General features: G+C 58.4%; 22 protein-coding genes. 9 read left to right on the forward strand and 13 right to left on the reverse strand.

Translation table 11 applies throughout. The features are described 5' to 3' along the window. Nucleotides 1-91 precede the first annotated feature (91 nt). The 6 genes from ACHZBS_RS09830 (at nt 92) to ACHZBS_RS09855 (ending at nt 7,851) form a co-directional block, all read left to right on the forward strand. Nucleotides 92-2,062, forward strand: coding sequence for a CoB--CoM heterodisulfide reductase iron-sulfur subunit A family protein (locus ACHZBS_RS09830; protein WP_319406320.1), 1,971 nt, complete (start codon nt 92-94; stop codon nt 2,060-2,062). A gap of 6 nt (nt 2,063-2,068) precedes the next feature. Beyond that, nucleotides 2,069-2,494: a hydrogenase iron-sulfur subunit gene (locus tag ACHZBS_RS09835; RefSeq protein WP_319406321.1), complete on the forward strand. Its 426-nt coding sequence runs from the start codon at nt 2,069-2,071 to the stop codon at nt 2,492-2,494. After that, nucleotides 2,495-3,454, forward strand: a complete 960-nt coding sequence (locus ACHZBS_RS09840; protein ID WP_319406322.1) for a hypothetical protein — start codon at nt 2,495-2,497, stop codon at nt 3,452-3,454. Next, nucleotides 3,451-4,836 (forward strand): Ni/Fe hydrogenase subunit alpha, encoded by a 1,386-nt coding sequence (locus tag ACHZBS_RS09845; protein ID WP_319406323.1) that lies wholly within the window; start codon nt 3,451-3,453, stop codon nt 4,834-4,836. The genes ACHZBS_RS09840 and ACHZBS_RS09845 overlap by 4 nt, the downstream gene beginning before the upstream one ends. 112 nt (nt 4,837-4,948) lie before the next feature. Then, the gene (locus ACHZBS_RS09850) at nt 4,949-5,176 is read left to right on the forward strand and encodes a sulfurtransferase TusA family protein (protein WP_319406324.1); all 228 of its coding nucleotides are present in this window, start codon (nt 4,949-4,951) and stop codon (nt 5,174-5,176) included. A 110-nt stretch (nt 5,177-5,286) separates the two neighbouring features. Continuing rightward, complete coding sequence (locus ACHZBS_RS09855) at nt 5,287-7,851, forward strand: PAS domain S-box protein (RefSeq protein WP_319406325.1); 2,565 nt, start codon at nt 5,287-5,289, stop codon at nt 7,849-7,851. Here the strand turns inward: ACHZBS_RS09855 and ACHZBS_RS09860 are convergent. Together ACHZBS_RS09860 and ACHZBS_RS09865 are read right to left on the reverse strand one after the other, a co-directional pair. After that, the gene (locus ACHZBS_RS09860; protein WP_319406326.1) at nt 7,829-8,143 is read right to left on the reverse strand and encodes a hypothetical protein; all 315 of its coding nucleotides are present in this window, start codon (nt 8,141-8,143) and stop codon (nt 7,829-7,831) included. The two genes, ACHZBS_RS09855 and ACHZBS_RS09860, sit on opposite strands and share 23 nt — an antisense overlap. Before the next feature lie 16 nt (nt 8,144-8,159). Beyond that, nucleotides 8,160-10,478 (reverse strand): hypothetical protein, encoded by a 2,319-nt coding sequence (locus ACHZBS_RS09865; protein WP_319406327.1) that lies wholly within the window; start codon nt 10,476-10,478, stop codon nt 8,160-8,162. Between the two features lie 439 nt (nt 10,479-10,917). On the opposite strand from ACHZBS_RS09865, the gene ACHZBS_RS09870 reads away from it, so the two are divergent. Beyond that, the gene (locus ACHZBS_RS09870; RefSeq protein WP_319406328.1) at nt 10,918-12,252 is read left to right on the forward strand and encodes a dihydroorotase; all 1,335 of its coding nucleotides are present in this window, start codon (nt 10,918-10,920) and stop codon (nt 12,250-12,252) included. Between the two features lie 16 nt (nt 12,253-12,268). Here ACHZBS_RS09870 and ACHZBS_RS09875 read toward each other — a convergent pair whose 3' ends face one another. From ACHZBS_RS09875 to ACHZBS_RS09925, 11 genes are all read right to left on the reverse strand, one after another. Next, entirely contained in the window at nt 12,269-12,844 is a 576-nt protein-coding gene (locus ACHZBS_RS09875) for a manganese efflux pump MntP family protein (RefSeq protein WP_319409077.1), read from the reverse strand. 174 nt (nt 12,845-13,018) lie between these two features. Beyond that, complete coding sequence (locus ACHZBS_RS09880) at nt 13,019-13,342, reverse strand: DUF6955 family protein (RefSeq protein ID WP_319406329.1); 324 nt, start codon at nt 13,340-13,342, stop codon at nt 13,019-13,021. A gap of 256 nt (nt 13,343-13,598) precedes the next feature. After that, nucleotides 13,599-14,426, reverse strand: coding sequence for a prephenate dehydratase (gene pheA / locus ACHZBS_RS09885; RefSeq protein WP_319406330.1), 828 nt, complete (start codon nt 14,424-14,426; stop codon nt 13,599-13,601). Next, nucleotides 14,423-15,154 (reverse strand): prephenate dehydrogenase/arogenate dehydrogenase family protein, encoded by a 732-nt coding sequence (locus ACHZBS_RS09890; protein ID WP_319406331.1) that lies wholly within the window; start codon nt 15,152-15,154, stop codon nt 14,423-14,425. Before ACHZBS_RS09890 ends, pheA (ACHZBS_RS09885) begins: the two co-directional genes overlap by 4 nt. Then, on the reverse strand, nt 15,151-16,281 hold the full coding sequence (locus ACHZBS_RS09895; RefSeq protein ID WP_319406332.1) for a pyridoxal phosphate-dependent aminotransferase: 1,131 nt from the start codon (nt 16,279-16,281) through the stop codon (nt 15,151-15,153). The genes ACHZBS_RS09890 and ACHZBS_RS09895 overlap by 4 nt, the downstream gene beginning before the upstream one ends. A gap of 185 nt (nt 16,282-16,466) precedes the next feature. Continuing rightward, the gene (gene aroC / locus ACHZBS_RS09900) at nt 16,467-17,546 is read right to left on the reverse strand and encodes a chorismate synthase (protein WP_319406333.1); all 1,080 of its coding nucleotides are present in this window, start codon (nt 17,544-17,546) and stop codon (nt 16,467-16,469) included. 132 nt (nt 17,547-17,678) lie between these two features. Further along, entirely contained in the window at nt 17,679-18,209 is a 531-nt protein-coding gene (gene aroL / locus ACHZBS_RS09905) for a shikimate kinase AroL (protein WP_319406334.1), read from the reverse strand. Between the two features lie 8 nt (nt 18,210-18,217). Continuing rightward, the gene (gene aroA, locus ACHZBS_RS09910) at nt 18,218-19,480 is read right to left on the reverse strand and encodes a 3-phosphoshikimate 1-carboxyvinyltransferase (RefSeq protein ID WP_319406335.1); all 1,263 of its coding nucleotides are present in this window, start codon (nt 19,478-19,480) and stop codon (nt 18,218-18,220) included. A gap of 18 nt (nt 19,481-19,498) precedes the next feature. Beyond that, a complete protein-coding gene (locus ACHZBS_RS09915) occupies nt 19,499-20,341 on the reverse strand; it encodes a shikimate dehydrogenase (RefSeq protein ID WP_319406336.1) in 843 nt (280 codons plus the stop codon). Nucleotides 20,342-20,344: 3 nt separating this feature from the next. Then, the gene (pheA, locus tag ACHZBS_RS09920; protein ID WP_319406337.1) at nt 20,345-21,457 is read right to left on the reverse strand and encodes a prephenate dehydratase; all 1,113 of its coding nucleotides are present in this window, start codon (nt 21,455-21,457) and stop codon (nt 20,345-20,347) included. Nucleotides 21,458-21,780: 323 nt separating this feature from the next. Next, complete coding sequence (locus ACHZBS_RS09925; RefSeq protein WP_319406338.1) at nt 21,781-23,289, reverse strand: MDR family MFS transporter; 1,509 nt, start codon at nt 23,287-23,289, stop codon at nt 21,781-21,783. A 302-nt stretch (nt 23,290-23,591) separates the two neighbouring features. On the opposite strand from ACHZBS_RS09925, the gene ACHZBS_RS09930 reads away from it, so the two are divergent. Then, the gene (locus ACHZBS_RS09930; protein WP_319406339.1) at nt 23,592-24,365 is read left to right on the forward strand and encodes a carbon-nitrogen hydrolase family protein; all 774 of its coding nucleotides are present in this window, start codon (nt 23,592-23,594) and stop codon (nt 24,363-24,365) included. A 40-nt stretch (nt 24,366-24,405) separates the two neighbouring features. Then, a complete protein-coding gene (locus ACHZBS_RS09935; RefSeq protein WP_319406340.1) occupies nt 24,406-25,038 on the forward strand; it encodes a hypothetical protein in 633 nt (210 codons plus the stop codon). The last annotated feature ends 54 nt before the right edge of the window (nt 25,039-25,092 follow it).

A 25,092-nucleotide genomic window follows, 5' to 3' on the forward strand; every position in this document is an offset into this window, starting at 1 on the left:
CCATTGACGCAACCGGCGGCCAGTCGAAAACCCGTTTGCTGACGTCTCGAATTGTGGTTCGGACCATATCCCTATTGGCGGAGGGAATCGGGTGACGGATCGGATTGGCGTGTTCATCTGCGAGTGCGGACCGAATATCAAGGATGCCGTAGACATCCCGGCCCTGGTTCGCTCGGCCGGTCAACTGGACGCGGTGGTGTTGTGCGAAACAATGGGGCTGCTTTGTTCGCCCGCGGGGCGGGATCAGGCCGCCAGGACCATTCGATTGCACAACATGACCCACGTGGTATTTGCCGGCTGCTCTCCCCGGGAACACGAACAGACCTTTCGGAGCATTCTTTCCAGTGCCGGCCTCAATTCCTTCATGCTGCAGACCGTCAACATCCGTGAGCAGTGCGCGTGGGTGATCCATGACCGCACGCAGGCGACCCGCAAGGCCGAAAGCCTGATCCGTGGAGCGGTCCATCGGGTGCGTCATCACGCCCCCATTACCATCGGAGAGATCGATTGCTGCCCCGACGTTCTCGTAATCGGGGCCGGTGTGGCCGGCATCGGCGCAGCCCGTACGCTCAGCCAGAATGGCCGACGGGTTTTTCTGGTGGATCGGTCCCCGTGCATTGGCGGGATGGCGGCCATGTATGAAGACCTGTACCCGGATTTCAACTGTGCCGCCTGCCTGATCGAGCCCCTTCTGGACGACGTTCTGCACGATGACCGGATCGAGGTGCTCACCCTCACCGAGGTGACGTCGGTGCGCGGTACCCCGGGCAACTTTACCGTGGCGGTGAAGCAGCCGGCCCGATATGTCGATCCTGACCGGTGCATCGGCTGCGCGGCCTGCCTCGATGTCTGTCCGGTCACCGTGCCTAATGAATTCAATGCCCGGATGGACACCCGCACCGCCGTCTATATTCCCTATCCCGGGGCACTCCCCCACGTGGCGGTAATCGATAAAAACCACTGCCTCCGGTTCAAGGATGGAACGTGCAGTGCCTGCAAAACCGCCTGTCCGTTCGACGCGGTCGACTATGGGGCGGCCGATACGACCCGGGAGCTGGTGGTAGGCGCAGTGGTGGCGGCCACCGGCTTCCAGGGGTTCGATCCCGGTCGCAGCACCCGCTACGGTTTTCGAACGGTGGACAATGTCATCACCGCCTTCGCCTTTGAACGGCTGGTCAATACCGCCGGACCGACCGGTGGAAAAATAGAGACTGCCGACAGTCGGGCGCCGGAAGCGGTGGCCTTTGTGCACTGCGTCGGTTCCCGGACCGACCGGTTCAACCGTTTCTGCTCCGGTGTCTGCTGCCTGTCCGCCTTCAAGCATGGCCAACAGGTCAAAAAACAACTGCCTGATACCGCCGTTCATCATTTTTTCGCCGATCTCTGTCTTCCCGGCAAAACCGCCCAACGCTTTTTTGAGCAGGTCCGTGACATGGCCGGCGTCAACCTGCACCGGCTCGCCCGCCCGGATGCCATTCACATCAGCGCTGAAAACGGCAGCGTGATCGTTCAATACACCGGCGCATCGGGGACAGTCCACCGCGTCAAGGTCCACTTGGTTGTGCTGGCCACGGCCATGGAACCCCCCGGAGACGCGGCGCAGATGGCCCGGATCCTTGACATCGAGCTTGACGACGACGGTTTTTTCAAGGAGGCGCACCCCGTGATCGATCCGGTGACCGCGACCCGCGCGGGGGTCTATCTGGCCGGCTGCAGCCAGGCCCCCAAAGACATTCCCGCATCCGTGGCCCAGGGACAGGCGGCCGCAGGCAGGATTCTGCAGCACCTGATTCCCGGAGAAAAAATGGCGCTGGAACCGATCGTTGCCCGGGTCGACCCGGATCTCTGCTCCGGGTGCCGAACCTGTGAAAACCTCTGTCCCTTTGAGGCCCTCGACCGGGATGAAACCGGCGGCCCCTGTATGACGGTTGAGGCCACCTTGTGCCGAGGCTGCGGAATCTGCGCCGCCGCCTGCCCCGGCGGAGCCATCAGCATTCGCCATTATTCCCGTGAAGCCGTTTACGCGGAGATCGCCGGTCTGCTGAAACCCGGCGGGAATTGACGCCCCATGACCCTCTTTGAACCCAAGATCGTCGCCCTGCTTTGCAACTGGTGCGCCTATGACGGGGCAGACGCGGCCGGCCGTGCCCGGCTGGACATTCCACCGCATGTACGCGAGGTCCGTGTCATGTGCAGCGGCCAGGTCAGCCCCGGTATGGTTCTCAAAGCTTTTGAAGCCGGGGCCGACGGTGTGATCGTACTTGGCTGTCAGCCGGGGGATTGCCATTATAAGGAAGGTAACCTTCACGCCCTGAAACGCATCGTTCTGCTCCGCTCGGTACTCAACCCCACGCCAGTCGATCCGCAGCGGCTGCAGCTGGATTGGGTTTCCGCCGGGCAGGGTCACCGTTATGCCCAGGTGGTGAGGGACATGGTAAAAAGGATCACTGCCCTGGGGCCTTTACCCTCCGGCCATTTCCGGGAGGAACGTTGAATGGGGGACAAACCGAAAATAGCCCTGTATTGGTGTGCGGGGTGCGGCGGCTGTGAAGAGTCGGTCATCGACCTTGCCGAAGAACTGCTGACCGTGGCTGACAAGGCGGACATCGTCTTCTGGCCCGTAGCCCTGGATGTCCGCTATCGGGACGTTGAAGCGTTCGATGACGGGGCCATCGATGCCACGTTCATCAACGGCGCCATCCGTCTGGATGACCATGTCCGCATGGTGCGGCTGCTGCGTAAAAAATCAAAGCGGATCATTGCCCACGGAACCTGCGCCCACCTGGGAGGGGTAATCGGCCTGGCCAACCTGTCCACCCCAGGGCAGCTTCTGGAATCCGCGTTCCGGCAGGTGCCCAGCATGGCGGATCGCCGGTCGGGGCCGATGCCCGGCGAGGGGGAGGACGAACTGGCCCTGCCTGAATTACTGCCGGCGGTCAAGGCCCTCGATCAGGTGGTGCCGGTGGACGCCGTCATTCCGGGGTGCCCGCCGCCTCCCGAAACCATGGAACGGGCGATATGGGATGTCATCGACGGTCGCCCGCCGTCGAAAGGCACGGTCTACGCCGACCGCAAGGCGCTTTGCCATCAATGCCCCCGGCGGGAAACCCGGCCGGAAAAGATGGAGATCACCCGTTTCAAACGGCTCCACGAAACCCGTTGGGATCCGGATGTCTGTTTTTTACCCCAGGGCCTCATCTGCCTGGGACCGGTGACGCGGGGTGGCTGCAATGCCCGCTGCATCGGCGCCAACATGCCCTGCCGGGGATGCTTCGGCCCCACGGAGCGGATGGATGATTTCGGCGCCGGAGCGGTCGCCATGATCGCCGCGATGATGGCGGGAACGGATGAGCCGGTGCTGACGCAGCTGATTGAAAGCATCCCCGATCCCACCGGCCTGTTCTACCGCTATTCGCTGGCCGCGTCGGTTCTTGGAAAAGGGTGGACCCCATGAGCCGCCGTATCCTCATCGATCCGGTGACCCGGCTGGAGGGCCACGGCCGCATCGACATACGGCTGGACGATTCCGGCAATGTGGCCCGGGCATTTTTCCAGGTGCCGGATTTCAAAGGCTTTGAAAAGTTCTGCGAGGGACGCGCCGCCGAGGAGATGCCGGCATTGACCCAGAAAATCTGCGGGGTCTGCCCCACGGCCCACCACATTGCCGCCGTCAAGGCGCTGGACGACCTGTTCGACGTGTCGCCCCCCCCGGCGGCCCGGGCGATCCGCGAACTGATGCACACGGCATTTGTCTTCGAGGATCACCTGCTGCACCTGTTCTATCTCGGCGGCCCCGACATCCTGGTCGACGGCCAGGTTCACCACTTGAAACGCAACGTATTCGGTGCCCTCGAGACGGTGGGAGACGCCCTGGGCAGGCAGGCCATCCGCGTACGCAAAAAAGTCCGGGACCTCAACGCCATGGTGAGCGGCAGCGCTCTGTATCCGGTCTGCGGGCTTCCCGGCGGGGTATCCCGAGCGGTTCCCCGGCAAGCCCGCGAAACGATTGCCGCGACCACGGCGGAAGCACTGGCGCTTGCCCGTCAACTGCTGGTGATGTTCCATGACAAGGTATTGAAACGCAAGCGTTTCAGGGATATGGCCCGCAGCAGCATCTTCTCCCTGCAAACCTACTACATGGGACTCGTGGACACGGATGGCCGGGTCAATTTTTATGACGGTCGAATCCGGATCGTCGATCCTCAAGGGGGAACCTTCGCCCACTTTCCCGCCGATGACTACCTCAACCACCTGGAAGAACGGGTCGCCCCAGGCAGCTATATGAAAATGCTCTATCTTAAAAAGGTGGGGTGGAAGGGATACCTGGATGGGTTGGACAGCGGACTGTACCGGGTGGGTCCCCTGGCGCGGCTCAATGCCGCCAGCGGCATGGCCACCCCCCTGGCCCAGCGGGAATATGAGCGCCTGTACGCCGCCGTCGGCGGGAAACCGGCCCACAATACCCTGCTCTATCATTGGGCGCGCCTGATCGAGGTCCTGTACGCCGCGGAACGGATGGTGGAACTGGCCGCAAGCCCTGATCTCACCCACCCCCACGTGAGGGATCTGCCCGTCCGATCACCATCGACGGGTATCGGGGTCTGCGAGGCCCCCCGGGGAACCCTGATTCACCACTATCAGACCGATGTCCGCGCCATCGTCAAGCGGCTCAACCTGCTGGTGGCCACCCAGAACAATGCCGGTGCCATTTGCCTCTCCGTGGAAAAAGCGGCTCGGGCGCTTATCAAAAACGGTCGAGTAACCGATAAACTATTGAATGGGGTGGAGATGGCCTACCGGGCCTATGATCCCTGTCTGGCCTGTGCCACCCATTGAGGCTGATTTCCGGAACACGGAAATCGACGACATGGAAGCGGTGCATCAACATTCGGCCCCGAACTGACCGGTTGCCATCCCCTCGGCCAGGGGCCTGCAAGGAGTATTGACAATGGCTGTTGAGATTCTAGATATGGTGGGGATGAAATGTCCGCAACCGGTACTGAAAATCGCCGTCAAAGCACCCGATATGAATCCCGGCGACATTCTTGAAGTGATTGGCGACTGCCCGACGTTTGAACGGGACGTGCGGGTGTGGTGCCAGCGGCTGCAGAAAACCTTCCTCTCCATCCGGGATGAGGGAGCCGGCAGGAAGCGAATCCAGATTCTTTTCGAATGAATGCAAACAGGTGACTTCCATTGCTATGGCATTCAAGCGAGCAAACCGGCTTCATCCCTGCCGAGTGATCGCCGCCGCCCTTCGCCACCGTGAAAACGAGAACATGACCCATGAGCGACAATATCAAATGCAACAATTTTTTTGACTGCACGAAAGTGGATTGCCCGGCGTATGATTCGGAAAACAGGAACTGCTGGCTGATTGATCACACCCAGTGCCGGGATGCCGGACAGGATAATTTTTTGACCAAGGTGGATCTGTGCCTCAAGTGCCCGGTATTCAAGAAAAACATGAACCAGGACGCCATGGAGGCATCCTGCACCATGCTGGCACGCCAGTTCATCGAAACCCGCGATGCACTCCAAGCACGGGACCGGGAACTGGAGTCAGTCAGCATGGAGATGGCCATCGGTCTTTCCGAGGTCTTCGAAGCTTTGAAAAAGATAGCGGCCGGAGATCCGTTGGTTCGGCTCAATGAATCGTCCAGTCTCGAGCTGATCGCCAAACTCAAGCAACTGGTCAACCGGACCGCCGAGCAAATGGGCGAGATGGTCGACATGACCCATGAATTCGCCATGGGCCTGGCCGAACATTTCGATGTCCTGCACCGGGTCGGCACCGGGAACCTGGATGCCCGGGTCCAGGGAGAATCGGAGATCGAGCTTCTGGAGTCTTTCAAGGCCGTCACCAACCGGATGATCGCCAGCGTAAAGGAAGAGATTGACCATCGCCGGCAGGTGACCCGGGATCTGCAGGTAAGTGAGGAGCGCTTTCGCACCTTTGCGGAAAATGCACCCCTCGGCATTACCATCATGAAACCCGATCTGACTTTCGCCTTCATCAACCCGACCTTCACGGAAATGTTCGGTTACACCGTCGCAGACATTCCGGACAAACCCACTTGGTTTAAAAAAGCTTACCCGGACAAGGCTTACCGGGAGAAGGCGATTGCCAGATGGGAAACCTACCGGGGAGCAACCGCCAGAATCGGCAAAGTCCATCCGATCACGCTGGATGTATGCTGCAAAAACGGACTGAAAAAGACCATCAGCTTTGGTACGGTCGTCATGGAAAACGGCAGGCACTTCGTAACTTATACGGACATTACGCGACAGGCGCGGGCGCAGGAAGTCCTCAAGGAATCGGAAGAAAAGTACCGCACGCTCATCGACAACATTCAGGACGGTGTGATCCTCATCGAGAAAAACCGATTACTGTTTGTCAATGAGGCCATGGCGCGCATGACCGGCTATCCCGTCGCGGAGTTGATCGGCATGGATTTCAGCAGGGTCATTGCCCCGGAAGATGTTCAAATGGTTGTCGACCGCTATCGCCGGCGCCAGGCCGGCGAAGACGTAAAGCGGAATTATGAATGTCGCCTGCTGCACAAAGATGGGCAGACCCGCTTAGCCGCCAGCATCCACGTAGGCACAATCAACTACCAGAACCGGGTGGTGACCATCGGGACCGTCAAAGACATTACGGACCGCAAAATGGCCCAGCAAGAGAAGCGCAAAATGGCCGAGAAACTGCAGCGGTCGAAAAAAATGGAGGCCATCGGCACCCTGGCCGGCGGGGTCGCCCATGACCTGAACAACATTCTGTCCGGCATCGTGAGTTATCCGGAACTGCTGCTCATGGATCTTCCCGACGACAGCCCACTGAAAGGACCCATTTTAACGATCCAGAAATCTGGAGAACGGGCGGCGGCCATCGTTCAGGATTTGTTGACCCTGGCGCGACGCGGCGTGGCCACCATGGTAGCTGTCGATTTCAACCGGATCGTAACCGAATATCTGGAAAGCCCCGAATTCGCCAGACTCGTATCCTTTCATCCCCGGGTAACCGTCGAGACCCGACTTTCCGACGACCTGCTCAATGTCTCCGGATCCCCGATCCACCTGTCCAAAACGATCATGAACCTGGTTTCCAACGCCGCTGAATCCATGCCGGAAGGCGGAAAGGTAATCATCTCCACAGAAAACCGGTATGTCGATCGGTTCATAAAAGGGTATGATGAAGTCATTGAAGGGGAATACGCCACCCTGACGGTGTCGGACACCGGCGTTGGAATTTCACCCAAAGACATCGAACAGATCTTCGAGCCCTTTTATACCAAAAAAGTCATGGGCAGGAGCGGCACCGGGCTGGGCATGGCCGTAGTGTGGGGCACGGTCAAGGACCACAAAGGCTACATCGATTTGAGGAGCCTCGAAGGGGAAGGAACCACGGTAACGCTTTACTTCCCGGTTACCCGGGATCATTTGCCTGAGCGAACGGACAAATCTTCTGTAGACACCCTAATGGGCAACGGGCAAGATATTCTGGTGGTGGACGATATGCCGGAACAACGGAAGATTGTGTCCGACATTCTGAACCGACTGGGGTACACCGTTGTCACTGTTTCCGGCGGGGAAGAGGCCGTGGATTATCTCAAGAACCACTCGGTGGATCTCTTGGTCCTTGACATGATCATGGATCCGGGCATCGACGGCCTAGAAACCTATCGTCGGATTGCGGAATTCAACCCCGGGCAGAAGGCAGTAATTGCCAGTGGCTTTTCGGAAACCGAACGGGTCAAATCATTGCAGCGGCTGGGCGTCAACGAATACCTGAAAAAACCCTACACCCTTGAAAAAATCGGCCTGGCGATCAAAAGGACCCTTGCTGGCTGACTGCATCGGCCACCGAAATCGGCGCGGACGCTCTTTTTTTTCCAATAGCGTCTAAACGATGCCGAGTCGTCCGGTCCGACCCCGACGTCGCAACCCCGCTGATGGTTTCGTCTGGCTCCAGGCGGCAGGATGTTATTGCCTGTCGGGTGTAGGATGTCTGCCGCCCGGGCTTTCCAGCTTGAACTGCGGTGCGGATGGCAATGCCTGAAACCCTTTTCATGTCGATGACCCCGCCTTCGGGTAACCGCAAACTGGATTCCGTTGTCAGGCATCCGGGGCTTCTGCGATTCATGTCGCATCATGCGGCGCTATAGCAGATGTTTGGTGGCTTTGTATAGGGTAGGGCTGGTGCACACTTCATAATATTTGCGGTGGGTGAAGTGCAACTGGCTGAGGTCCTTGGGATTGACCGCCGGCACGTCCGCTTCGCGCAGCACCAGTCGTTGGTATCGGCCGGATTTGGTAGGAAACTTGCCCGTATACAGGCGAACCTTTTTCAGCTGAAGATCGGGAATGTCGCCGTAAAACTGTTTCAGGTCGATCTCCTGGGCCAGTTTGCGGAATCCGGCCTCGTTCAACTCAATGCCGTTGACGTTATATCGCAGCAGAAGATCATCGGCCGTCTTTTGCATTTCCGCATCCGAAGCCCCTTGGAAAACAAAAAGATTGAAGGGGCTGATGTTTTTCCGAATGATGCGCCGCACCGATTTGTGGCATCCGGAAAGGCGGTCCGCCAGGTTGATGGCGGGGGATATCATGATGCGGTTGTCCTCATCGAAAAGAAAGGTGGGCGCGTCTGCCCGGTGGCAGATGCCGATGCCCAGTTCCAGAATCGGCAGCTGGTACTCCTGGCTCTTCTTGTTGTAGCGGTTGATGATCATCAGCACATTGATGGCCATGCCGCAGGATCGGGCCACGCCGTACCAGCCGCTGGGCGTATCCTCCCGCTCGAAAATGGAGAGGATGATGGCATCGCCTTCGATGAAAACCTTGTGCGCGTCATACTCCGACAGGATCTCGGTAATGGGGTCAAAAAAATTGAGGCTGAAGTAGGAGGCCGGGTTAAGCCCGCGTTCGTTCATCTGGTGGGTGATATCCGTGGACCCGCGCAGATCGGCCTTGATGATGGTATGGTTCATGATGGGTTTTTCGCCCAACTCCTGCTCATGGGGCAACAAAAATTCATACAGGGTATGGTTGGCCTTGGAGAGTGCCAGAATTTTTTTGTCAGTCACCAGATTGATCCGCTCCGCCGCATCACGATAAATATTGAAGCAGCAGAAATCGCGGTGGTACCGGCAGAAGGCCCGGAGGAACCGGACCAGGTATTCCTTTTTCCGTCGGCTGCCCATCCGTTCCATCTCAACCACCTTGCGGTTGAGGGGCCACATGCGAAACGACTTGTCGTAAAGCTGTTTCAGACGCTTGAGCCGGTTTCTCACCTGCCTCCGGCTCTTGGGGTTGATCAGAAACTGCAGAACCTGCTGGGGAACAAGGGGCGGGCAGTAGTCGCGATAAAGAGACTGCATTTCATATGAAGCCGTAATCCGTTCCATGAGACCGGTTCGGGAGAACTGCCGGAAAAAATAGCCCATCAGCAGTCGCTGGTTTTTCATCCGTAACCGGTGGGATCGTCGGGTCTCCTTGTCCGCCTTGGCCCTTTTCAAGGCTTTGTATTGTTTTTTGGCCAGGTCCCGATCCAACAACAGGTCGATGTTTTCCGGACGCTTGATCCATTGATCCAGACGTCGCAGCTGAAATTTTTTGGCTTCGTCATCGCCCGGCAATTCAGCCGCCGATATCTCCCGGCGTCGCCGGTCCAAAGTCCAGCTGATCGCAGCGGTTTCCTCCATGTCAAGGAAACCGAAAATGCTCCGCAGAAGACTGAGCATCATTTCGTAGCGGTCCGGATCCTCGACCCGGCGACCCAGGCAGAGGTCGTACTCTTCAATCATGAAGTGGTCGTTGAACGGATTATCCATGTGAACGATAGGATTGGTGAGCAGATCGAAGAGAAATGGCAGATCCTGGCCGAACACGGCTTCGCGCATCTCCCGGATGTCGGTCTCCCGGATCTCCCTGAAATACCCGCAAAGTTCCAGCCCCACTTTCTGCTGCACCGTTTCACGGCTCTGAAGGACATGGGCCAGATTTTCCTTAAGCTTGAGCGCCGCCTTGTGATCCTCATGGCGGGCCAAATCCGACCGGCGGATAGCGGTTTTACAATGGCCGATCAGAATGTCGTACTGCTTGCGGATTTCGTCGTGAACCATGGAAAGGATGGCTATCTGGGCCAGAAAATCGACCTGCATCTCTTTGGCTGCTCTGGCTTTGTTAACCGCATCGCTCATGATCTGCCCGTAGAGTTGACGGTAGCCCTCCTGCTCCCTGGCCAGAACATTCAGCCGTTTTTTTTCAGAAGTGGTCCAGATTCCGGTTTCGCGCTCGATGAGAAGGGCGGCCAGTTTGGCCGTGGCATTGCAGAACGAAGGACTCATGCGGACATCGCAGCGGATATTGTCCACCCCCAGAACCAGTCGATCCAGGGAGAAATCGGTGGAATAGGACTCCATGGGGAAGTCCTTGAGCCCGGGCAGTCTGGGTTGAAATTTTAAAAAATCAAGCATCCCTGCGCATTCCGTCCACTGTTGGAAAAAGGAGAAGGTCTGAATCAACCCTTTGTTACCTTTACCATTTGGCGCTTGCGGTGTCCATAAAATTAACCCTTCACCCGCGGCTGCATGCGTTGCCCGACCTTGAGAAAAAGGGATTTACATCGGCCGCGACCTCGTCTGCCGGATGGCCAAGCCGACACAAAGGAATCCAAACCGGGGGCACGGTCGGGTCTGGACAAGCAGACGGTCACCCGTTAAAGTGGGTTACGGGAAACCCTATCAGGATTCGGGTTCAAAAGAACTGCTGATCCGAGCATCAACTCGCAGGCATTCGTAGGTATGCCGAGGAGCTGAGATGAGAATTCGGCCGTGAGCGTCAGGTAAAATACGCTTTTGTGATGCCGGAAACCCGCCCAGCCGTACGCCTTAACCCTTGCAGCGAGGAGCATCCATGGTATCCATTCTTATCACCAATGCATTGACGGTAAATGAAGGCCGGTTGAACCATCAGGATCTACTGATTCGCAACGGCCGCATTGAAGCTATCGGCGGTGATCTGTCCCGCAAAGACGCGGACCGGATCGTGGATGCCGACGGCCGCGCGCTGTTTCCGGGGATGATCGACGATCAGGTTCATTTCCGTGAGCCGGGCCTGACCCACAAAGGCGACATCCGCTCGGAATCCCGCGCGGCGGTGGCCGGCGGGATCACCAGCTATATGGAAATGCCCAACACATCGCCGCCCACCACCACCATCGACCTGCTGGAGGAAAAGCACCGCATCGCCCGTGATACCTCCTTTGCCAACTACAGTTTCTACCTGGGAGGCGCCAACGACAACATCGAGGCGGTCAAGCGTCTCGACCCGAAACAGGCCTGTGGGGTAAAGGTCTTCATGGGGGCCTCAACCGGAAACATGCTGGTGGACGATCCCCACGCACTGGAACAGATCTTTACCCACAGCCCGACCATCGTGGCCACCCACTGTGAAGACAGCCCCACCATTGAGGAGAACACCCGGCGGTTTCAGGCCATCCATGGCGAGGACATCCCCATCGTGCTTCATCCGGCCATCCGCAGCGAAGCGGCCTGCTACCGGTCCACGGCCCTGGCGGTCGAGCTGGCCCGTCGCTGCAACACCCGGCTGCACGTTCTGCACCTGAGTACGGCCAGGGAGCTGGCGCTTCTCTCGTCGATGCCGTTGGAAGCAAAACGGATCACCGCCGAAGTGTGTGTCCACCACCTCCTCTTCTCGGGAACCGACTACCGGGACAAAGGCAACCTGATCAAATGCAACCCGGCTATCAAAACGGAGGAGGACCGCCGGCAGTTGGTGTCGGCATTGCGGGAGGGGACAATCGATGTGGTGGGAACGGACCACGCACCCCATACCCTGGCGGAAAAGCAGCAACCTTATCTGAGGGCGCCATCGGGCCTGCCCCTGGTGCAGCATGCATTGGTCAGCCTCCTGGAGCACGTCCACGAAGGTGCGCTCACCCTGGAACAGGTGGTGGAAAAAACCGCCCATAACCCGGCGCACCTGTTCGATGTAAAAGAGCGGGGATATCTTCGGGAAGGCTACTGGGCGGATCTGGTGCTGGTAGACCTGAACCGACCCACCGTCGTAGACGACCAGCCGATTCACTACCGCTGTGGCTGGACACCTTTTGCCGGACGGACCTTCCGATCGAGTATCGCAGCCACCTTCGTTTCCGGCCATCTTGCCTTTTTTGACGGGAAGATCGATGCGGAACCCGCCGGGCAGCGGTTGGCGTTTAACAGATAAGGGGAACGTTTTGAAATTAAGAAAGAAAAGACAGAGCACCGTGCTCCCGGAGAATGTTTATACCAATAGCAAGCAGGACGATGCCCCCGGTCATTTCCGCCCAGCGGCTTAATTGAGCCATACTGCCGATGGCTTTGCCCAGATGCATGCCGACCGTGGTAAAGGCACCGGCCACCAGCCCGATGATCAGCGCCGGGGTCCAGATGGAGACGTTGATCATGGAAAGGCTTAGACCTACTGCCAGGGCGTCGATGCTGGTAGCCACGGAGAGCATCACCATGGTCATGCCTTTGGTAGGGTCCTTGGCATCGGCCTCCACCGGTTCTCCCTTGAATGCCGATCGGAGCATCCCCTGAGCCACGAACGCCAGCAGGGCGAAGGCAACCCAATGGTCGTATGCCTCGATGCGGCTTCTGACCGTAAAACCGGCACTCCAGCCGATGATGGGCATTATGGCCTGAAAAAGACCGAAGTGCCAGGCCAGCCGAAAGGTCTGGCGGGCGCTGACGGTGCGAAGGGAAACCCCCGAGGCGATGGAAACGGCAAAGGCATCCATGGCCAGGGCCACGGCAAGGGCCAGCGTGTTGATCATTTCCAATGATCGATTTCCTGTTTCGGGCGGTTGGTTCCCTGTAGGTTCCAATGAACCGGGGCAACAAAAAAGGGCCCGGCAGATGCGTACAGGGCCCCAGAATATTGAAACCGGCCCGGCATCGCAACGGGTTGAACGGCTGAGCGCCGAACCGGGTTACTGGTGGTAAGGAAACTACCGCTGGGCTGAGCGGGGTGCCTTGCCTGCCAGTGGGTTGTAAAGCTTCATGATGGCAAACTTCATGACATCCAGGGTTTTTGTATCGGCGATGATCCCCAGCAGCTTGGCTTCAGCCTCGGCGGGCAGCAGGCAGGCCTTGGATTCATCACAGGTGAGGCCGGAAAAGCCTTTGGTAAGTTTTTTGTATTCCTTGGCAGTCATCTCCACCTGAATGGCCTCTTTCCCGTCGATCTTGATGATCTTGTCTGCCAAACCGGCATCGTTGATCGTGGCCTTCTTCGCCTCATCCAGAATCACATTAATGTAGTAGTCAGCCATCTTGTCCCCTCTCCTTGTTAAAATGATAGTGGTATTGGAAAAAACTCCCCCGGTGGAGGCTTTTTACAAAATATCACATGGCCGGTCAAGAAGGGATTTGATGACTGGACCGTCATTCCCGTTGGTGATAAAGCCAGGCTCGCCCATCCGGGCCACGGATGCTGTCCTTATTCGCAGTCCATTCAGGATGCGTGGCGGCCGCCAGCAGGCCGTCGAGGTGCCGACAACACCGGCAGAACGTGAATGCATTGTGGCATTACCAGCATTTTTCCGCTTTGGGGTAGCTCCCCAGCAGCTTGACGAAAAGGGCGTGCAGGGTCAGTTCGCCGATGGCTGATTTGACCTCGTCCGAGTCGATGCCCGCTTCGAATGCCGCATAAAAGACATATTCCCATGGATTTTCCGGGATGGGCCGCGATTCCAGCTTGGTGAGGTTCAGGCTGTATTTCTGGAATATCTTCAGACAGTCCACCAGGGCGCCTGGATAATGGCGGGTTTTGAAGGCAATGGTGGTTTTTCCGGTCACGTGGCCATCCGGCACGTTCTCTTTTTTTGCAATGACGAAAAATCGGGTGGTGTTGGAGCTGTTGGTCTGAATATCCCGCTCCAGGATCTCCATATCGTAAATCTCGGCACACAGTGCCGAGGCGATGGCGGCACAGTCCATACGGTCACCGGATGCCACCGCCTGGGCGGCGCCGGCGGTATCGTAGGAAGGCACCATCTTGATGTTTTTCGACTTCAGGAACGCCTTGCACTGTTTGAGGGCGTGGGGATGGGAAAAAGCCTCCTTGATGTTTTCCAGCCGAGCACCTTTTTTTGCCAGAAGGGTGTGCCGGATGGGCAGATACGCTTCGGCGATGACAAACACATCATTGGCAAAGAGAAGATCGTAGTTCTCGACCACGGTGCCGGCGATGGTGTTCTCCACGGGGATAAATCCGTAGGTCACGTCTCCGCTGTTCACCAGATCGAACACATCGTCGAAGGCGTCGCAGCCAACCGTCTCGACCACTTTGTTAAAATATTCGTGGAGGGCCATCTCGCTGTAAGCGCCACGTATTCCCTGAAATGCAACTTTCATTGACTGAGCCTTTCGTGTATATCGGTCATGGCGTCAATAAACGCCTGGCGTTTTTGTTTGGCATAGGGGTTATAGGTGTGCATGTCTTCGAAAAGCTGCCAGGTGTCGTGGCTGACCACCCCCAGTATGTGCATGAGCCGCTTGTACCCCTCGGTATCGATGTCTAGGTCCCGGGCACCAAAAGCCGACAGGGACCTGCCGATGAAATGGGTCAGGGAAAGACTCACGGCAATCTTCTCGTCATGCTCCTGTGCCGTGGTCTGGATGACCACCAGCCCCTGGCGCGCCAGCCATGCCCTGATTTTATCATATTGATCACCGCCGATGCGTTCGGGACAAAGGACGATTTTCCGGCCGTTCAAGGAATTGGCCGCGCTGTCCGGGCCGAACATGGGATGGGTGGGCAGTATGGAAACGGTTTCAGGTAGCAGTTCACGCATCCATTGAACCGGATAGACTTTCACCGAGCAGACATCCACCACCAGGGCATCTTCGCTGAGCAGCGGTGCGACCTGCCGCAGGGTCTCCCGCATGGCGGAGATGGGCATGCACAGGATCACGACCGGTTGACGGCAAGCGGCTTCAAGGGAGACGGACCGGGCACCGCAGGCCTTGATGGCTTCCGCCTTGTCGCTCCGGGTAGAAACGACCACAGGGAAATCTTTGGACAGGTAGCGGGCGGAAAGCTTGCCGAAGCGCCCGAAACCGATGATACCGATGCTGCTCATAGCACCTCGCGAATTCTCTTGAATGCATCCAGCAATTGATCGTCGGGAACGGCAAAACAGATGCGCACATGACCGTCCATACCGAAATCCTCCCCGGGTACAACGGCGACGCCGGTCTTTTCCAGAACCCGGGCGGCAAACCCCCCCGACGTCTCCCCTTGGTGCAGGTGACCGGAAATGTCCGGGAAAAGGTAGAAGGCCCCTTGGGGGCGAACGCAGGGAAAGAGTCCGGAAACCTGCTCGAAGGCCAGATCCCGCTTGTGCTGCAGATCCATCCGGCGCCGGACCAGCAGCCCCTCATCCATTTCCAGGGCGGCCATGGCACCGTGTTGGGCAAAGGTACAGACGTTGCCGGTAACATGGCTCTGGAGGCGCACCAGGGCCGCGGCCACTGCTGGCGGGGCAACGGCATAGCCCACGCGAAAGCCGGTCATGGCATAATGCTTGGAAAAACTGCGGGTGAGGATCAGCCGGTCGCGCACCGTTTCCAGATCGTAAAAAGATGACCGGGGCAGGTTGTCATAGACGAAAAAATCGTAGGCTTCGTCGGCAATCACAAACAGATCGTGTTCATTTGCCAGCCGGGCGACCCGCTCTAAAGCCTCCCGGGGATAGACGGCGCCGGTGGGGTTGTTGGGGGAATTGATCAGGATGGCCCTTGTTTTTCCGGTAACGGCAGTCGCAATGGCCTCGGTGTCCAGTTGGTGATTGGAGGTGGCGACGAAGACCGGATCGCCGCCGGCCAGCTTCACCTGCTCGGCAAAGCTCACCCAGCAGGGAATGGGAATGATCACCTGGTCTCCCGGATTGCAAATGCCTTGAAAAATGGCATAGAGCGCCTGTTTGGACCCGTTGAAGACGACGATGTTTTCGGCCCCGCAGCCGTCAAACCGGCCGGCCAGGGCCGTTCTTAAGCCCATGAGCCCGGCCATGTCGCTATACCGGGTCTCCTGCCGGTCCAGGGACTGTTTGGTGGCGTCGATCACCGGCGGCGGCGTATCGTAGGTCGGTTCACCGATGGCCAGGCTGATCACCGGCCGGCCCTGCCGCTTCAGGGCGTCCAGCAACGGAATGAACCGGGCCGTCTTGGAGCCCTCGACCGCCTGAATTCGCTTGGATAGTTTCAATTCCTTAATTCCTCAATGCCAATATCCATGTATGGTCTGGTGTCCGTTCACAAGGGTAGATTTTGGTTCAGGCCAAGGCCGAAGCATTTTTGAAACCGGAGGCGTAGCAGCGCTACGTCGAGGATTTCATAAATGAAGAGAACACCGGCCTGGGCCGAAAGATGCCCGTTTTGGACGGACATCGCCTACGCTCGCATTTTTTGGCGCAGGGCAAAATCCCCCAACACCAGCGCGGCCATGGCCTCCACAATGGGCACGGCCCGGGGCACCACACAGGGGTCGTGGCGGCCTTTGGCCTCCAGCGTCACCGGGTTGCCATTGAAATCCACCGTCTGCTGCGCAAGGCCGATGGTAGCCGGCGGCTTGAAAGCCACCCGGAAAATGATGGGTTCACCGTTGGCAATACCGCCCTGAATACCTCCGCTGTTGTTGGTGATCGTCCCCAGGCGGCCATCGGCAGCCACGAATGGGTCATTATGGACCGATCCTTTTAGCCGGGTGCCGGCAAAACCCGAGCCGATCTCAAACCCCTTGGTCGCCGGAATGGAGAGCATGGCCTGGGCCAATTTGGCTTCCATCTTGTCGAATACCGGCTCGCCCCAGCCGGCGGGCACATGGCGGCACACACAGGTTACGATGCCGCCCACGCTGTCCTTGTCCTCCTTGACCCGGGCCACCAGGGCTTCCATTGCTTTGGCAGCCGCCGGGTCCGGACATCGGATCAGGTTGCCGTCCACCCTCTGCCGGGTGATCGTTCGCACGTCCACCGCCGACGACGGAATGTCGCTGACCGCACTAACCCAGGCGACGATCTCCACCCCGTAGGCTTCTTTGAGCATCTTTTCCGCCACCGCCCCGGCGGCCACCCGGCCGATGGTCTCCCTGGCACTGGACCGTCCGCCGCCGGACGAAGCGCGCACGCCGTATTTCATCTGGTAGGTGAAGTCCGCGTGGGAGGGCCGCGGGATCTGGCTCATCTGGCGGTAGTCGCCGGGCCGCTGATCCTTGTTGGGCACAAACAGGCCAATGGGGGTCCCCAAGGTGACACCGTTTTCCACACCGGAAAAAATGGTTACCTGATCGGTTTCCCGACGGTCGGTGGTAAGCTTGCTCTGGCCCGGCCGGCGCCGATCCAGCTGCGGCTGGATGTCCGCCTCGCAAAGCTGCATGCCGGGTGGGCATCCATCCAGAACAGCGCCCACCCCTTTGCAGTGGGATTCACCGAAGGTGGAAACCTTAAAAAGTGTTCCGAAGGTACTGGACATGGTACGCGATCCTGTTGGGTTGGTGTTATGGGTTGATTTCATTCATCGCTTCAGGTGGACAGTGCCTCAGCCCGGCGATAAGGTGTTCGCAAAAAACGAAAGTTGCATCTCCGATCAGCGGCAGGGCCACTGTTATCCGGCCTCGGCTTTCAATCCCGCTTGTTCTATTATCCGGTCGCAAATGGCCTCGATTTTCTTCCGGTTCGTATCGATGGCGAAATCGGACGCCTTTTCGTATAACGGCAATCTCTCACCGAGCACCGACATAATCTCTCTGACCAGCCCCTGGCCGGTGAGAGACGGTCGGCTTTCCTCGGTGGCATCGTCGGCGAGCATCCGCGCCGCGATCGTTTTCCGGCTGGCCGTGAGCAGGACAACGGTTCCCGATTTTCTCATGACGGAGACATTGCGCTTATCGAGGATAATGCCGCCGCCGGTGGCTACCACCTGCCGGTCATCAGCAGACAGCGCTTTCAGGGTCTGCCGTTCCTGTTCCCGAAAATAGGTCCAGCCCTTTTCATCAACCATTCGGGCAATGCTGGTCCCCGAAGTTGCAGCGATCATCCGGTCCGTATCCACGAAGGACCATCCGAGCCGACGGGCCAGCGCTTTTCCCACGGTCGTCTTTCCCGTGCAGCGGTATCCGATTAAAAAAAGATTCATGGCGTTCGTCAGCCTGCGTAAAGCGTTTCCCATACCTCCCAGAAGTTAGGGAAGGATTTTTCTACGCATTGCGGTTCTTTAATCATTACCCCTGGCGTCATAAGACCGGCCATGGCAAAACTCATGGCGATGCGGTGGTCATCGTAAGTTTCGATCGAAGCGCCACCAGGTGCGCCTCCCGTCACCCGGAGCCGGTCATTCTCGGCGATGGCGGCGATGCCCATCTTCTTCAGTTCGGCGCAGGTGGATGCCAGCCGGTCGCTTTCCTTGGCCTTGAGATGCGAGACGTTTTCAATCACCGTCGTGCCGTCGGCAAATGCCGCTACAACGGCCAGAGTCGGTACCATGTCGGGCATGTCGGCCATGTCCACCGTTACGGCCCGAAGCTCGCCGCCGGTCACCGTAATGCCCTCGGCTCCGTGGTTTACCCGACAGCCCATCTGCTCAAGGACCCTGACCAGACCTACATCGCCCTGGGTGGAATCGATCGACACCCCCTTGACGGTAACGCTGCCGCCGGTAATGGCAGCCGCCCCCCAGAAATATCCGGCCTGGGAGGCATCCGGCTCCACTGTATAGTTGCCGGCCCGGTAAGTCTGGCCTCCGTCTATGTCAAACCGGGTGTAACCGTCCCGCTGTACCCGGATGCCGAAGCGCTCCAAAATATCCACGGTCATGTCCACGTATGGCCGGGACACCGGCCCGTGGGACACCGTGATGGACATGCCCTTTGGGGTGCAGGGTGCCATGAGCAGCAACGAGGAGAGGAACTGGCTGCTCACGCTGCAGTTGATCGCCACCGAACCGCCCGCTGCCTGTCCGCCCGGAATTTCCACCGGCGGGCAGCCGTTGCCGTTCACCGACCGCGCACCGATGCCCAGCTGGTTCAACGCCGTCAGCAGGTGGGCAATGGGTCGATGGTACATACGAGGAGTGCCGGTAAGGATGGTGGTGCCCTGTCCCAGGGCCGCCACACCTGCCAGGAGTCGCATGGAAGTACCGGAATTGGCCAGATAGACGGGCTCAGGGCAGGGCTTGAACCGACCGTTTAATCCGCGGATGGATACGGTCTGTTCATGGTCGGCGACCACCGCCCCCATCTTCACTAGGGCAGCCAGGGTCAACAGGGTGTCCTGACTGCGCAACGGGTTGCTTACCGTGCAGGGACCGTCGGACAGCGCGGCTGCAATGAGGGTCCGGTGGGTGTAGCTCTTGGATCCCGGCACACTGACCTGACAACGGCCGATGCGATGGGGCTTGATCTCGATCATGGCGGTCGTTTTCCTTTTTTACTGCTTTTTTCCCAAGGCCGCGAGAACCGTTTTTTTCATCAGCTGAACCGGTGCCTTTTCCCCGGTCCAGCGCTCGAACTGGAAAGCACCCTGGTGCACAAACATGGCGACCCCGTCCACCACCGTGCAGCCGGATTCCCGCGCCACTTTGAGCAGCCTTGTTTCCAGGGGGTTGTAGACAATGTCCATCACCGTCATGGCCGGACGCAGGCAGGCGGGGGAAACGGGCATCTGATCCACGTGGGGAATCATGCCCACCGGGGTGGTGTTGACCAGAATGTCATAGCCGACACCCGAGAAATCGACCAGGCGACAGAAATCACTGCCCACCTCGCCGGCCAGCCGGCGCCCCTTCTCCTCGCTGCGGTTGACGATGGTCAACTGCCCGCCATGGGCCTTTACCCCATGGGCCAGGGCCCGGGCCGCACCGCCGGCGCCGATTACCGCCACCCGCCTGCGGGCGACGGGGGTTTTTTCCAGCAGAGCGGCCATGGCGCCTGGGCAGTCCGAATTGAAGCCTGAAAGCCGCCCGGCGTCATTGACGATGGTGTTGACCGCGCCGATCTGCCGGGCCATGGAGTCCACGTGGTCCAGAAGATCCATGACCGCCACCTTGTGGGGAATCGTCACACTGCAGCCGCGGATATTCAGGGCTCGGATGCCGGCGATCGCCCCGGGCAAATCCGTAACGCGGCAGGCCACATACACCCCGCTATGGCCTGTCTGACGGAACGCCGCATTGTGCATGACCGGGCTGAGGCTGTGGGCGATCGGGTCTCCGATCACCGCATACAGCCGCGTGTTGGAATCGACATTAAGATTTGCAGTTTCCGATGCCATGGTTTAAACACCCACGCCGAGCATGGGATAGGAACCCAGGTTTTTCAGATAAAGGGCGTGCGGCTGAATCAGCTCGATGGCCTTCTGGATGCTTTCGTCTTCCAGGTGTCCTTCCAGGTCGATGAAAAAGAAATGGCTCCAGCTCTCGTGTCGCGTCGGACGGGACTCGATCTTTACAAGATTGATGCCGGCTTCGGTGATGGGGGCAAGAGCGCCGGCCAGAGCGCCGGGCACATGGGCCAGGGCAAACATCAATGAGGTCTTGTCCTTCCCCGACGGCCGGACGTTCTCCTTGCCGATCACCAGAAATCGTGTAGGCGGGCGTGAAAAATCCTCAATCTTCGAAGCGACGACCTCCAACCCGAAGATCGCCGCCGCACCCCCGCCGGCAATGGCTGCGACGCCCTTTTCCTCCGCCGCTCGCCCTACGGCAAAGGCACTGGAACTGCACTCTTTCAATTTGGCTCCGGGAAGATACTGGTTGAGCCAGGTGCGGCACTGGTTCAGGGCCTGGGAATGGGCATAGACCGTCCTGATCGCGCTGAGGCTGATCTCCTGAGCCAGCAGATCATAGGATACCTGGTGGTAACGCTCGGCGCAGATGCACAAGTCCGATTCGAAAAAGAGATCCAGGGTGTGACGGACCGATCCCTCCACCGAGTTTTCCACCGGCACCACGCCGTAGTCGCAGGCACCCTTTTCCACCTCACTGAAAATCTCCCGGATGCTGGGCTGGGGCACGTAGGTGACGGAGTAGCCGAAGTGGCTCGTGGCCGCCAGATGGGTGAAAGTGGCCTCGGGTCCGAGATAGGCCACCCGCTGGGATGCCTGGATAGCACGCGCGGCGGCAATGATGTCGATAAAGATGTGGTGCAGGACGTTGGGGTTCAACGGCCCCTTGTTCAGGCCGGTCAGGCGCCTGAGAATTTCGCTTTCCCGGGTGCTGTCTACTACCCGGTTGCCACTGTCCTTTTTTAACTCGCCGATCCGTTTGGCCAGGTTGAGCCGCCGGTTGATCAGCTCCAGAATGGTGTCGTCGATGCTGTCGATCTGGTTACGGATAGTGCAGATGTCGGTAGCCATCGTGCAACCGGTTGTATTCTCGCTGTCTGTCATGGTATGTTGGTCGCTTTCTTTACCAATCGATCATTGGGCGGTGCATCATTAACAAAGGGCCGGGGAGAATTTCTCCACGGCCCTAAAAAAGCAAAAAGCCGTGGGGTTTCTCGGTCTGCCCACGGCTTGGTTTGTCTGTTTGGATTCTCAGGACATTCAGCGCGCGCCGGGCAGACCCTTGCTAAAAAAATAATAAAAGCAAAAAAAGCTGCCGGTAAAAAAGCCACGCATCGGATCCATTCCTTTCATGCATAAAATTGGGCAAAAAATACAGTGTCCATCTCTACCTGTCAAGTTTTTTCAGGGGAAAGGCAATCCATTCTTCAGCGGGGCGGCAGGAAGATACCAAAAACCAGGCAGATCACCGCAGCGATCAGCGCCAGCCAGAAGACATCGATGACACAGTTGCCGATGGCCTGGTGCAAAACTGTCTGTGCATGGGGCAACAGCTGCTGCTGTACGTCGGGGCGGAAAAAATTCTCGAAATTCCGCCGGATCTGATCCATCACCGCAGGCGGTATTTTCGTTTGAAGCGCCGAGGCATTCAGCGTATCCGCCACCCGGGCGAACTGAGCGGTAACCAGGCTGCCGCAGATGCCGATACCCACGGTCCCCCCGAGGGTACGGGTGAACTGGTGTGATGAGGTAGCCACGCCCAGATCGTTCTTCTCCACGCTGTTCTGAACGACCAATAAGGTGGCGATGGAGGTGAACCCCATACCCACGCCGGCCAGTCCCATGGCCGCGGCACAGGTCCACAGGCTGGTATCCGAATTAAACCGCACGGCCATCAGGCAACCGGCGATCAGGATGACACCACCGGCCAGGGAAAAGGGTTTTTCGCCCCAGCGGTTGGATTGTCGCCCGCAAAACAGGGCGCCGGCCGACCAGCCGAAGCTGAGAAACATCATGACGATGCCCAGCTGAAAGGGTGACTGGCCAAGGGCACCCTGGATGAACAGGGGGCTGAAGGCGGAAAGCGAAAAAATGGCCGCGCTGCTGAAAAAGACCAGGCCGTTACCGCTGGAAAATCCCCGCAGCCGGAAAAAATCGAAGCAGAGGATGGGTTCGTTGCTGCGTTTTTCAGCAACATAGAAGCCCGCGGCGGACAGGGCGAACAGGGCGAACAACCCCAGGATCGGCCGCGATGTCCACCCGTAATCCCGTCCACCCAGTAAAAAAGCGGTGAGAAAGGAGAGGATCGCCACGATCAGGGTGATGATCCCGGCATAGTCGATCTCGATAATCTGGTGTTTATCGCGGGTTTCCTTCAGGAAGAACCAAATGCCGACCATCGAAAGCAGGCCGATGGGCACATTGATGTAGAAAATCCAGCGCCAGGAGACCCAGTTGACGATAAAACCGCCCAAAGAGGGACCCAGAACACTGGCCAGCCCCCATACGAAACTGGCATAAGACATCATTCGTCCACGGTTTTCCGGCTCGGAAATATCCGAAAGGACAATGTATACCAGCGCGAAATTACCACCGGCGCCGATCCCCTGAATGGCCCGGAACACGGTCAGGGCCATCATGCTCCGGGCCATGCCTGCCAGCACGGACCCAACCAGGAAGATGAGAATGGAAACCAGGTAAAGGGTGCGGGTGGGAAACAGGTCCGCCAGCTTGCCGAACACCGGCAGGGCCACGGCACGGCTGAGCAGGTAGGTGGAAAAGACCCAGCTGTAGAGGTGCAGCCCACCCAGATCGGCCACGATGGTTGGCATGACCGCGCTCATGATCAGCGTGTCCAGTGCGGCCAGGAACAAGGCCAGCAGTGTTGCCAGGATCAGGAGCAGGCGGCGCTTGGCGGGAAGAGGGTCGGGCTGCATCGGGACCTTTCAGACGGTTATTCATAAAGGAATAGGAGCCAGGAGAGACAAACGATACCCCGGCAACAATGACAATTCAAGGGCCTTGAATGGGTATTCGGAACACTCCGCAAGTCAAGAGCGACGGTATCTGAAAGGAATCCATCCGATAGCCTCGACGATAGATTTACGGAGAAGGGGTTCTTGACCGGACCGCGAGATGATGTAAAGTAGATCTTAACATCCGATTTTTCAGTCATTCAGCCTGCATTGGCGGCATTGCCAATTGGACTGCGCATTCATTCGGGAAAAGGATCCATCTGTTGAAAGTCACCGTATGCGAACTGCCTAACGATCCCGGGGCGCTGGCCGAACAATGGGACCACCTGGCCGACCACACCCGCTCGGCCAAAAGCGATCTGGTCCTGCTGCCGGAAATGCCTTTCCACCCCTGGCCGGCCGCCTCAGATCGGGTCGATCCCGAACGCTGGCGGCAAACCGTGGAATCCCACCGGCGCTGGATTGAGCGCCTGCCCGAACTGGGTGCTGGCGTCGTCATGGGTACCCGGCCGGTGAACCGCCGCGGCGTGCCGCACAATGAAGGGTTTGTGTGGACACCGGATGACGGTGTCATCCCGGCCCACACCAAATATTACCTGCCCGACGAGGCCGGTTTTTGGGAAGCGTCCTGGTACCGAAGGGGAAAAGGCGCCTTCAAACCCTTTGCCTGCGGCGGCATCGTCTGTGGATTTCTGATCTGCACGGAGCTGTGGTTCACCCTGCACGCCCGCAACTATGGCCGGCAAGGCGTTCACATCCTCATCTGCCCGCGGGTGACGCCGGCCTCATCAACCGACAAGTGGATCGCCGGCGGCCGGACCGCCGCGGTAGTATCGGGCGCCTTCTGTCTGTCGTCGAACCTGAACGGTCCCAATATTCCGGGATCGGACTTCGGCGGCACCGGCTGGATCATCGAACCTGAAGAAGGTGCCGTATTAGGAACCACGTCCGTCGAAAAACCCTTTCTGACCGCAGACATCGATCCCCGGTGGGCGGAGGCGGCCAAGTCCACCTATCCCCGCTATGTTTCGGATTAGCTGGATGTTAAAAACGTCAAAACCCAATGGACGATTTGACTTGAAAATACTGATAGTGCTGATTCTCCCCCTGCTCATGATCTCCACCCGGACCATGGCCTACGAAGAGGTCGAGGATCTGGTGGAAATCTTTACCACGGACAGTGCATTCATCGCCGTGGTGGATGGAAGCCGGAAATTCTCAGAAGATTTTCGTTCACGGGAAAAGATTCTTTGGCAGGGGGCAAAAGGGGAAGTTGGCGCCTTTCTCACCAGTAATCGGCTGTTGGCCGTTTCCGTAAAATCGGGGCAGTGGAACACGCGCTATTTGAAAATCAATGAGAAAAAGGAAACACCTGAAATGCTCATCTCCGCCCATCTGGTGATTATGCTGACCGGTGAACGGATCGTCGGCTTCGGCACCGATACCGGCGGCTTTTTCCAGACCCGTCTTCCCATTGGCGAGTCGGTCGTCGCCAACGCGGTTGAAGGCCGGGTGGCCGCCGTCGTCACCCCGACACGGGCATTCGGTTTCTCGGCCTACCGCCGGGGCGCTGCCGAAATCCGCTTTCAAATAAAAGAGAACGTCGAGTCCCTGAAAACCACCTACAACAAGATTACCCTGCGAACGTCCCAGCGGTTGATTACCTTGAAGGCGGAAGATGCCGTTTGGCGGTATTTTGATTTGAAGTAGATGAAAGCACGGACATAATGAACGACAAACCCGTCAAGGAGGTATGAGAAAACC

The sequence above is a fragment of the uncultured Desulfosarcina sp. genome, from assembly GCF_963664155.2.
Taxonomy (GTDB): domain Bacteria; phylum Desulfobacterota; class Desulfobacteria; order Desulfobacterales; family Desulfosarcinaceae; genus Desulfosarcina.

Excerpts from the sequence above, each read along its gene's own strand:
- ACHZBS_RS09835 (WP_319406321.1), top strand. The coding sequence starts at position 2,069 with ATGACCCTCTTTGAACCCAAGATCGTCGCCCTGCTTTGCAACTGGTGC.
- ACHZBS_RS09840 (WP_319406322.1), top strand. The coding sequence starts at position 2,495 with ATGGGGGACAAACCGAAAATAGCCCTGTATTGGTGTGCGGGGTGCGGC.
- ACHZBS_RS09845 (WP_319406323.1), top strand. The coding sequence starts at position 3,451 with ATGAGCCGCCGTATCCTCATCGATCCGGTGACCCGGCTGGAGGGCCAC.
- ACHZBS_RS09850 (WP_319406324.1), top strand. The coding sequence starts at position 4,949 with ATGGCTGTTGAGATTCTAGATATGGTGGGGATGAAATGTCCGCAACCG.
- ACHZBS_RS09855 (WP_319406325.1), top strand. The coding sequence starts at position 5,287 with ATGAGCGACAATATCAAATGCAACAATTTTTTTGACTGCACGAAAGTG.
- ACHZBS_RS09860 (WP_319406326.1), bottom strand. The coding sequence starts at position 8,143 with ATGAATCGCAGAAGCCCCGGATGCCTGACAACGGAATCCAGTTTGCGG.
- ACHZBS_RS09865 (WP_319406327.1), bottom strand. The coding sequence starts at position 10,478 with ATGCTTGATTTTTTAAAATTTCAACCCAGACTGCCCGGGCTCAAGGAC.
- ACHZBS_RS09870 (WP_319406328.1), top strand. The coding sequence starts at position 10,918 with ATGGTATCCATTCTTATCACCAATGCATTGACGGTAAATGAAGGCCGG.
- ACHZBS_RS09875 (WP_319409077.1), bottom strand. The coding sequence starts at position 12,844 with ATGATCAACACGCTGGCCCTTGCCGTGGCCCTGGCCATGGATGCCTTT.
- ACHZBS_RS09880 (WP_319406329.1), bottom strand. The coding sequence starts at position 13,342 with ATGGCTGACTACTACATTAATGTGATTCTGGATGAGGCGAAGAAGGCC.
- pheA (WP_319406330.1), bottom strand. The coding sequence starts at position 14,426 with ATGAAAGTTGCATTTCAGGGAATACGTGGCGCTTACAGCGAGATGGCC.
- ACHZBS_RS09890 (WP_319406331.1), bottom strand. The coding sequence starts at position 15,154 with ATGAGCAGCATCGGTATCATCGGTTTCGGGCGCTTCGGCAAGCTTTCC.
- aroC (WP_319406333.1), bottom strand. The coding sequence starts at position 17,546 with ATGTCCAGTACCTTCGGAACACTTTTTAAGGTTTCCACCTTCGGTGAA.
- aroL (WP_319406334.1), bottom strand. The coding sequence starts at position 18,209 with ATGAATCTTTTTTTAATCGGATACCGCTGCACGGGAAAGACGACCGTG.
- aroA (WP_319406335.1), bottom strand. The coding sequence starts at position 19,480 with ATGATCGAGATCAAGCCCCATCGCATCGGCCGTTGTCAGGTCAGTGTG.
- ACHZBS_RS09915 (WP_319406336.1), bottom strand. The coding sequence starts at position 20,341 with ATGGCATCGGAAACTGCAAATCTTAATGTCGATTCCAACACGCGGCTG.
- pheA (WP_319406337.1), bottom strand. The coding sequence starts at position 21,457 with ATGACAGACAGCGAGAATACAACCGGTTGCACGATGGCTACCGACATC.
- ACHZBS_RS09925 (WP_319406338.1), bottom strand. The coding sequence starts at position 23,289 with ATGCAGCCCGACCCTCTTCCCGCCAAGCGCCGCCTGCTCCTGATCCTG.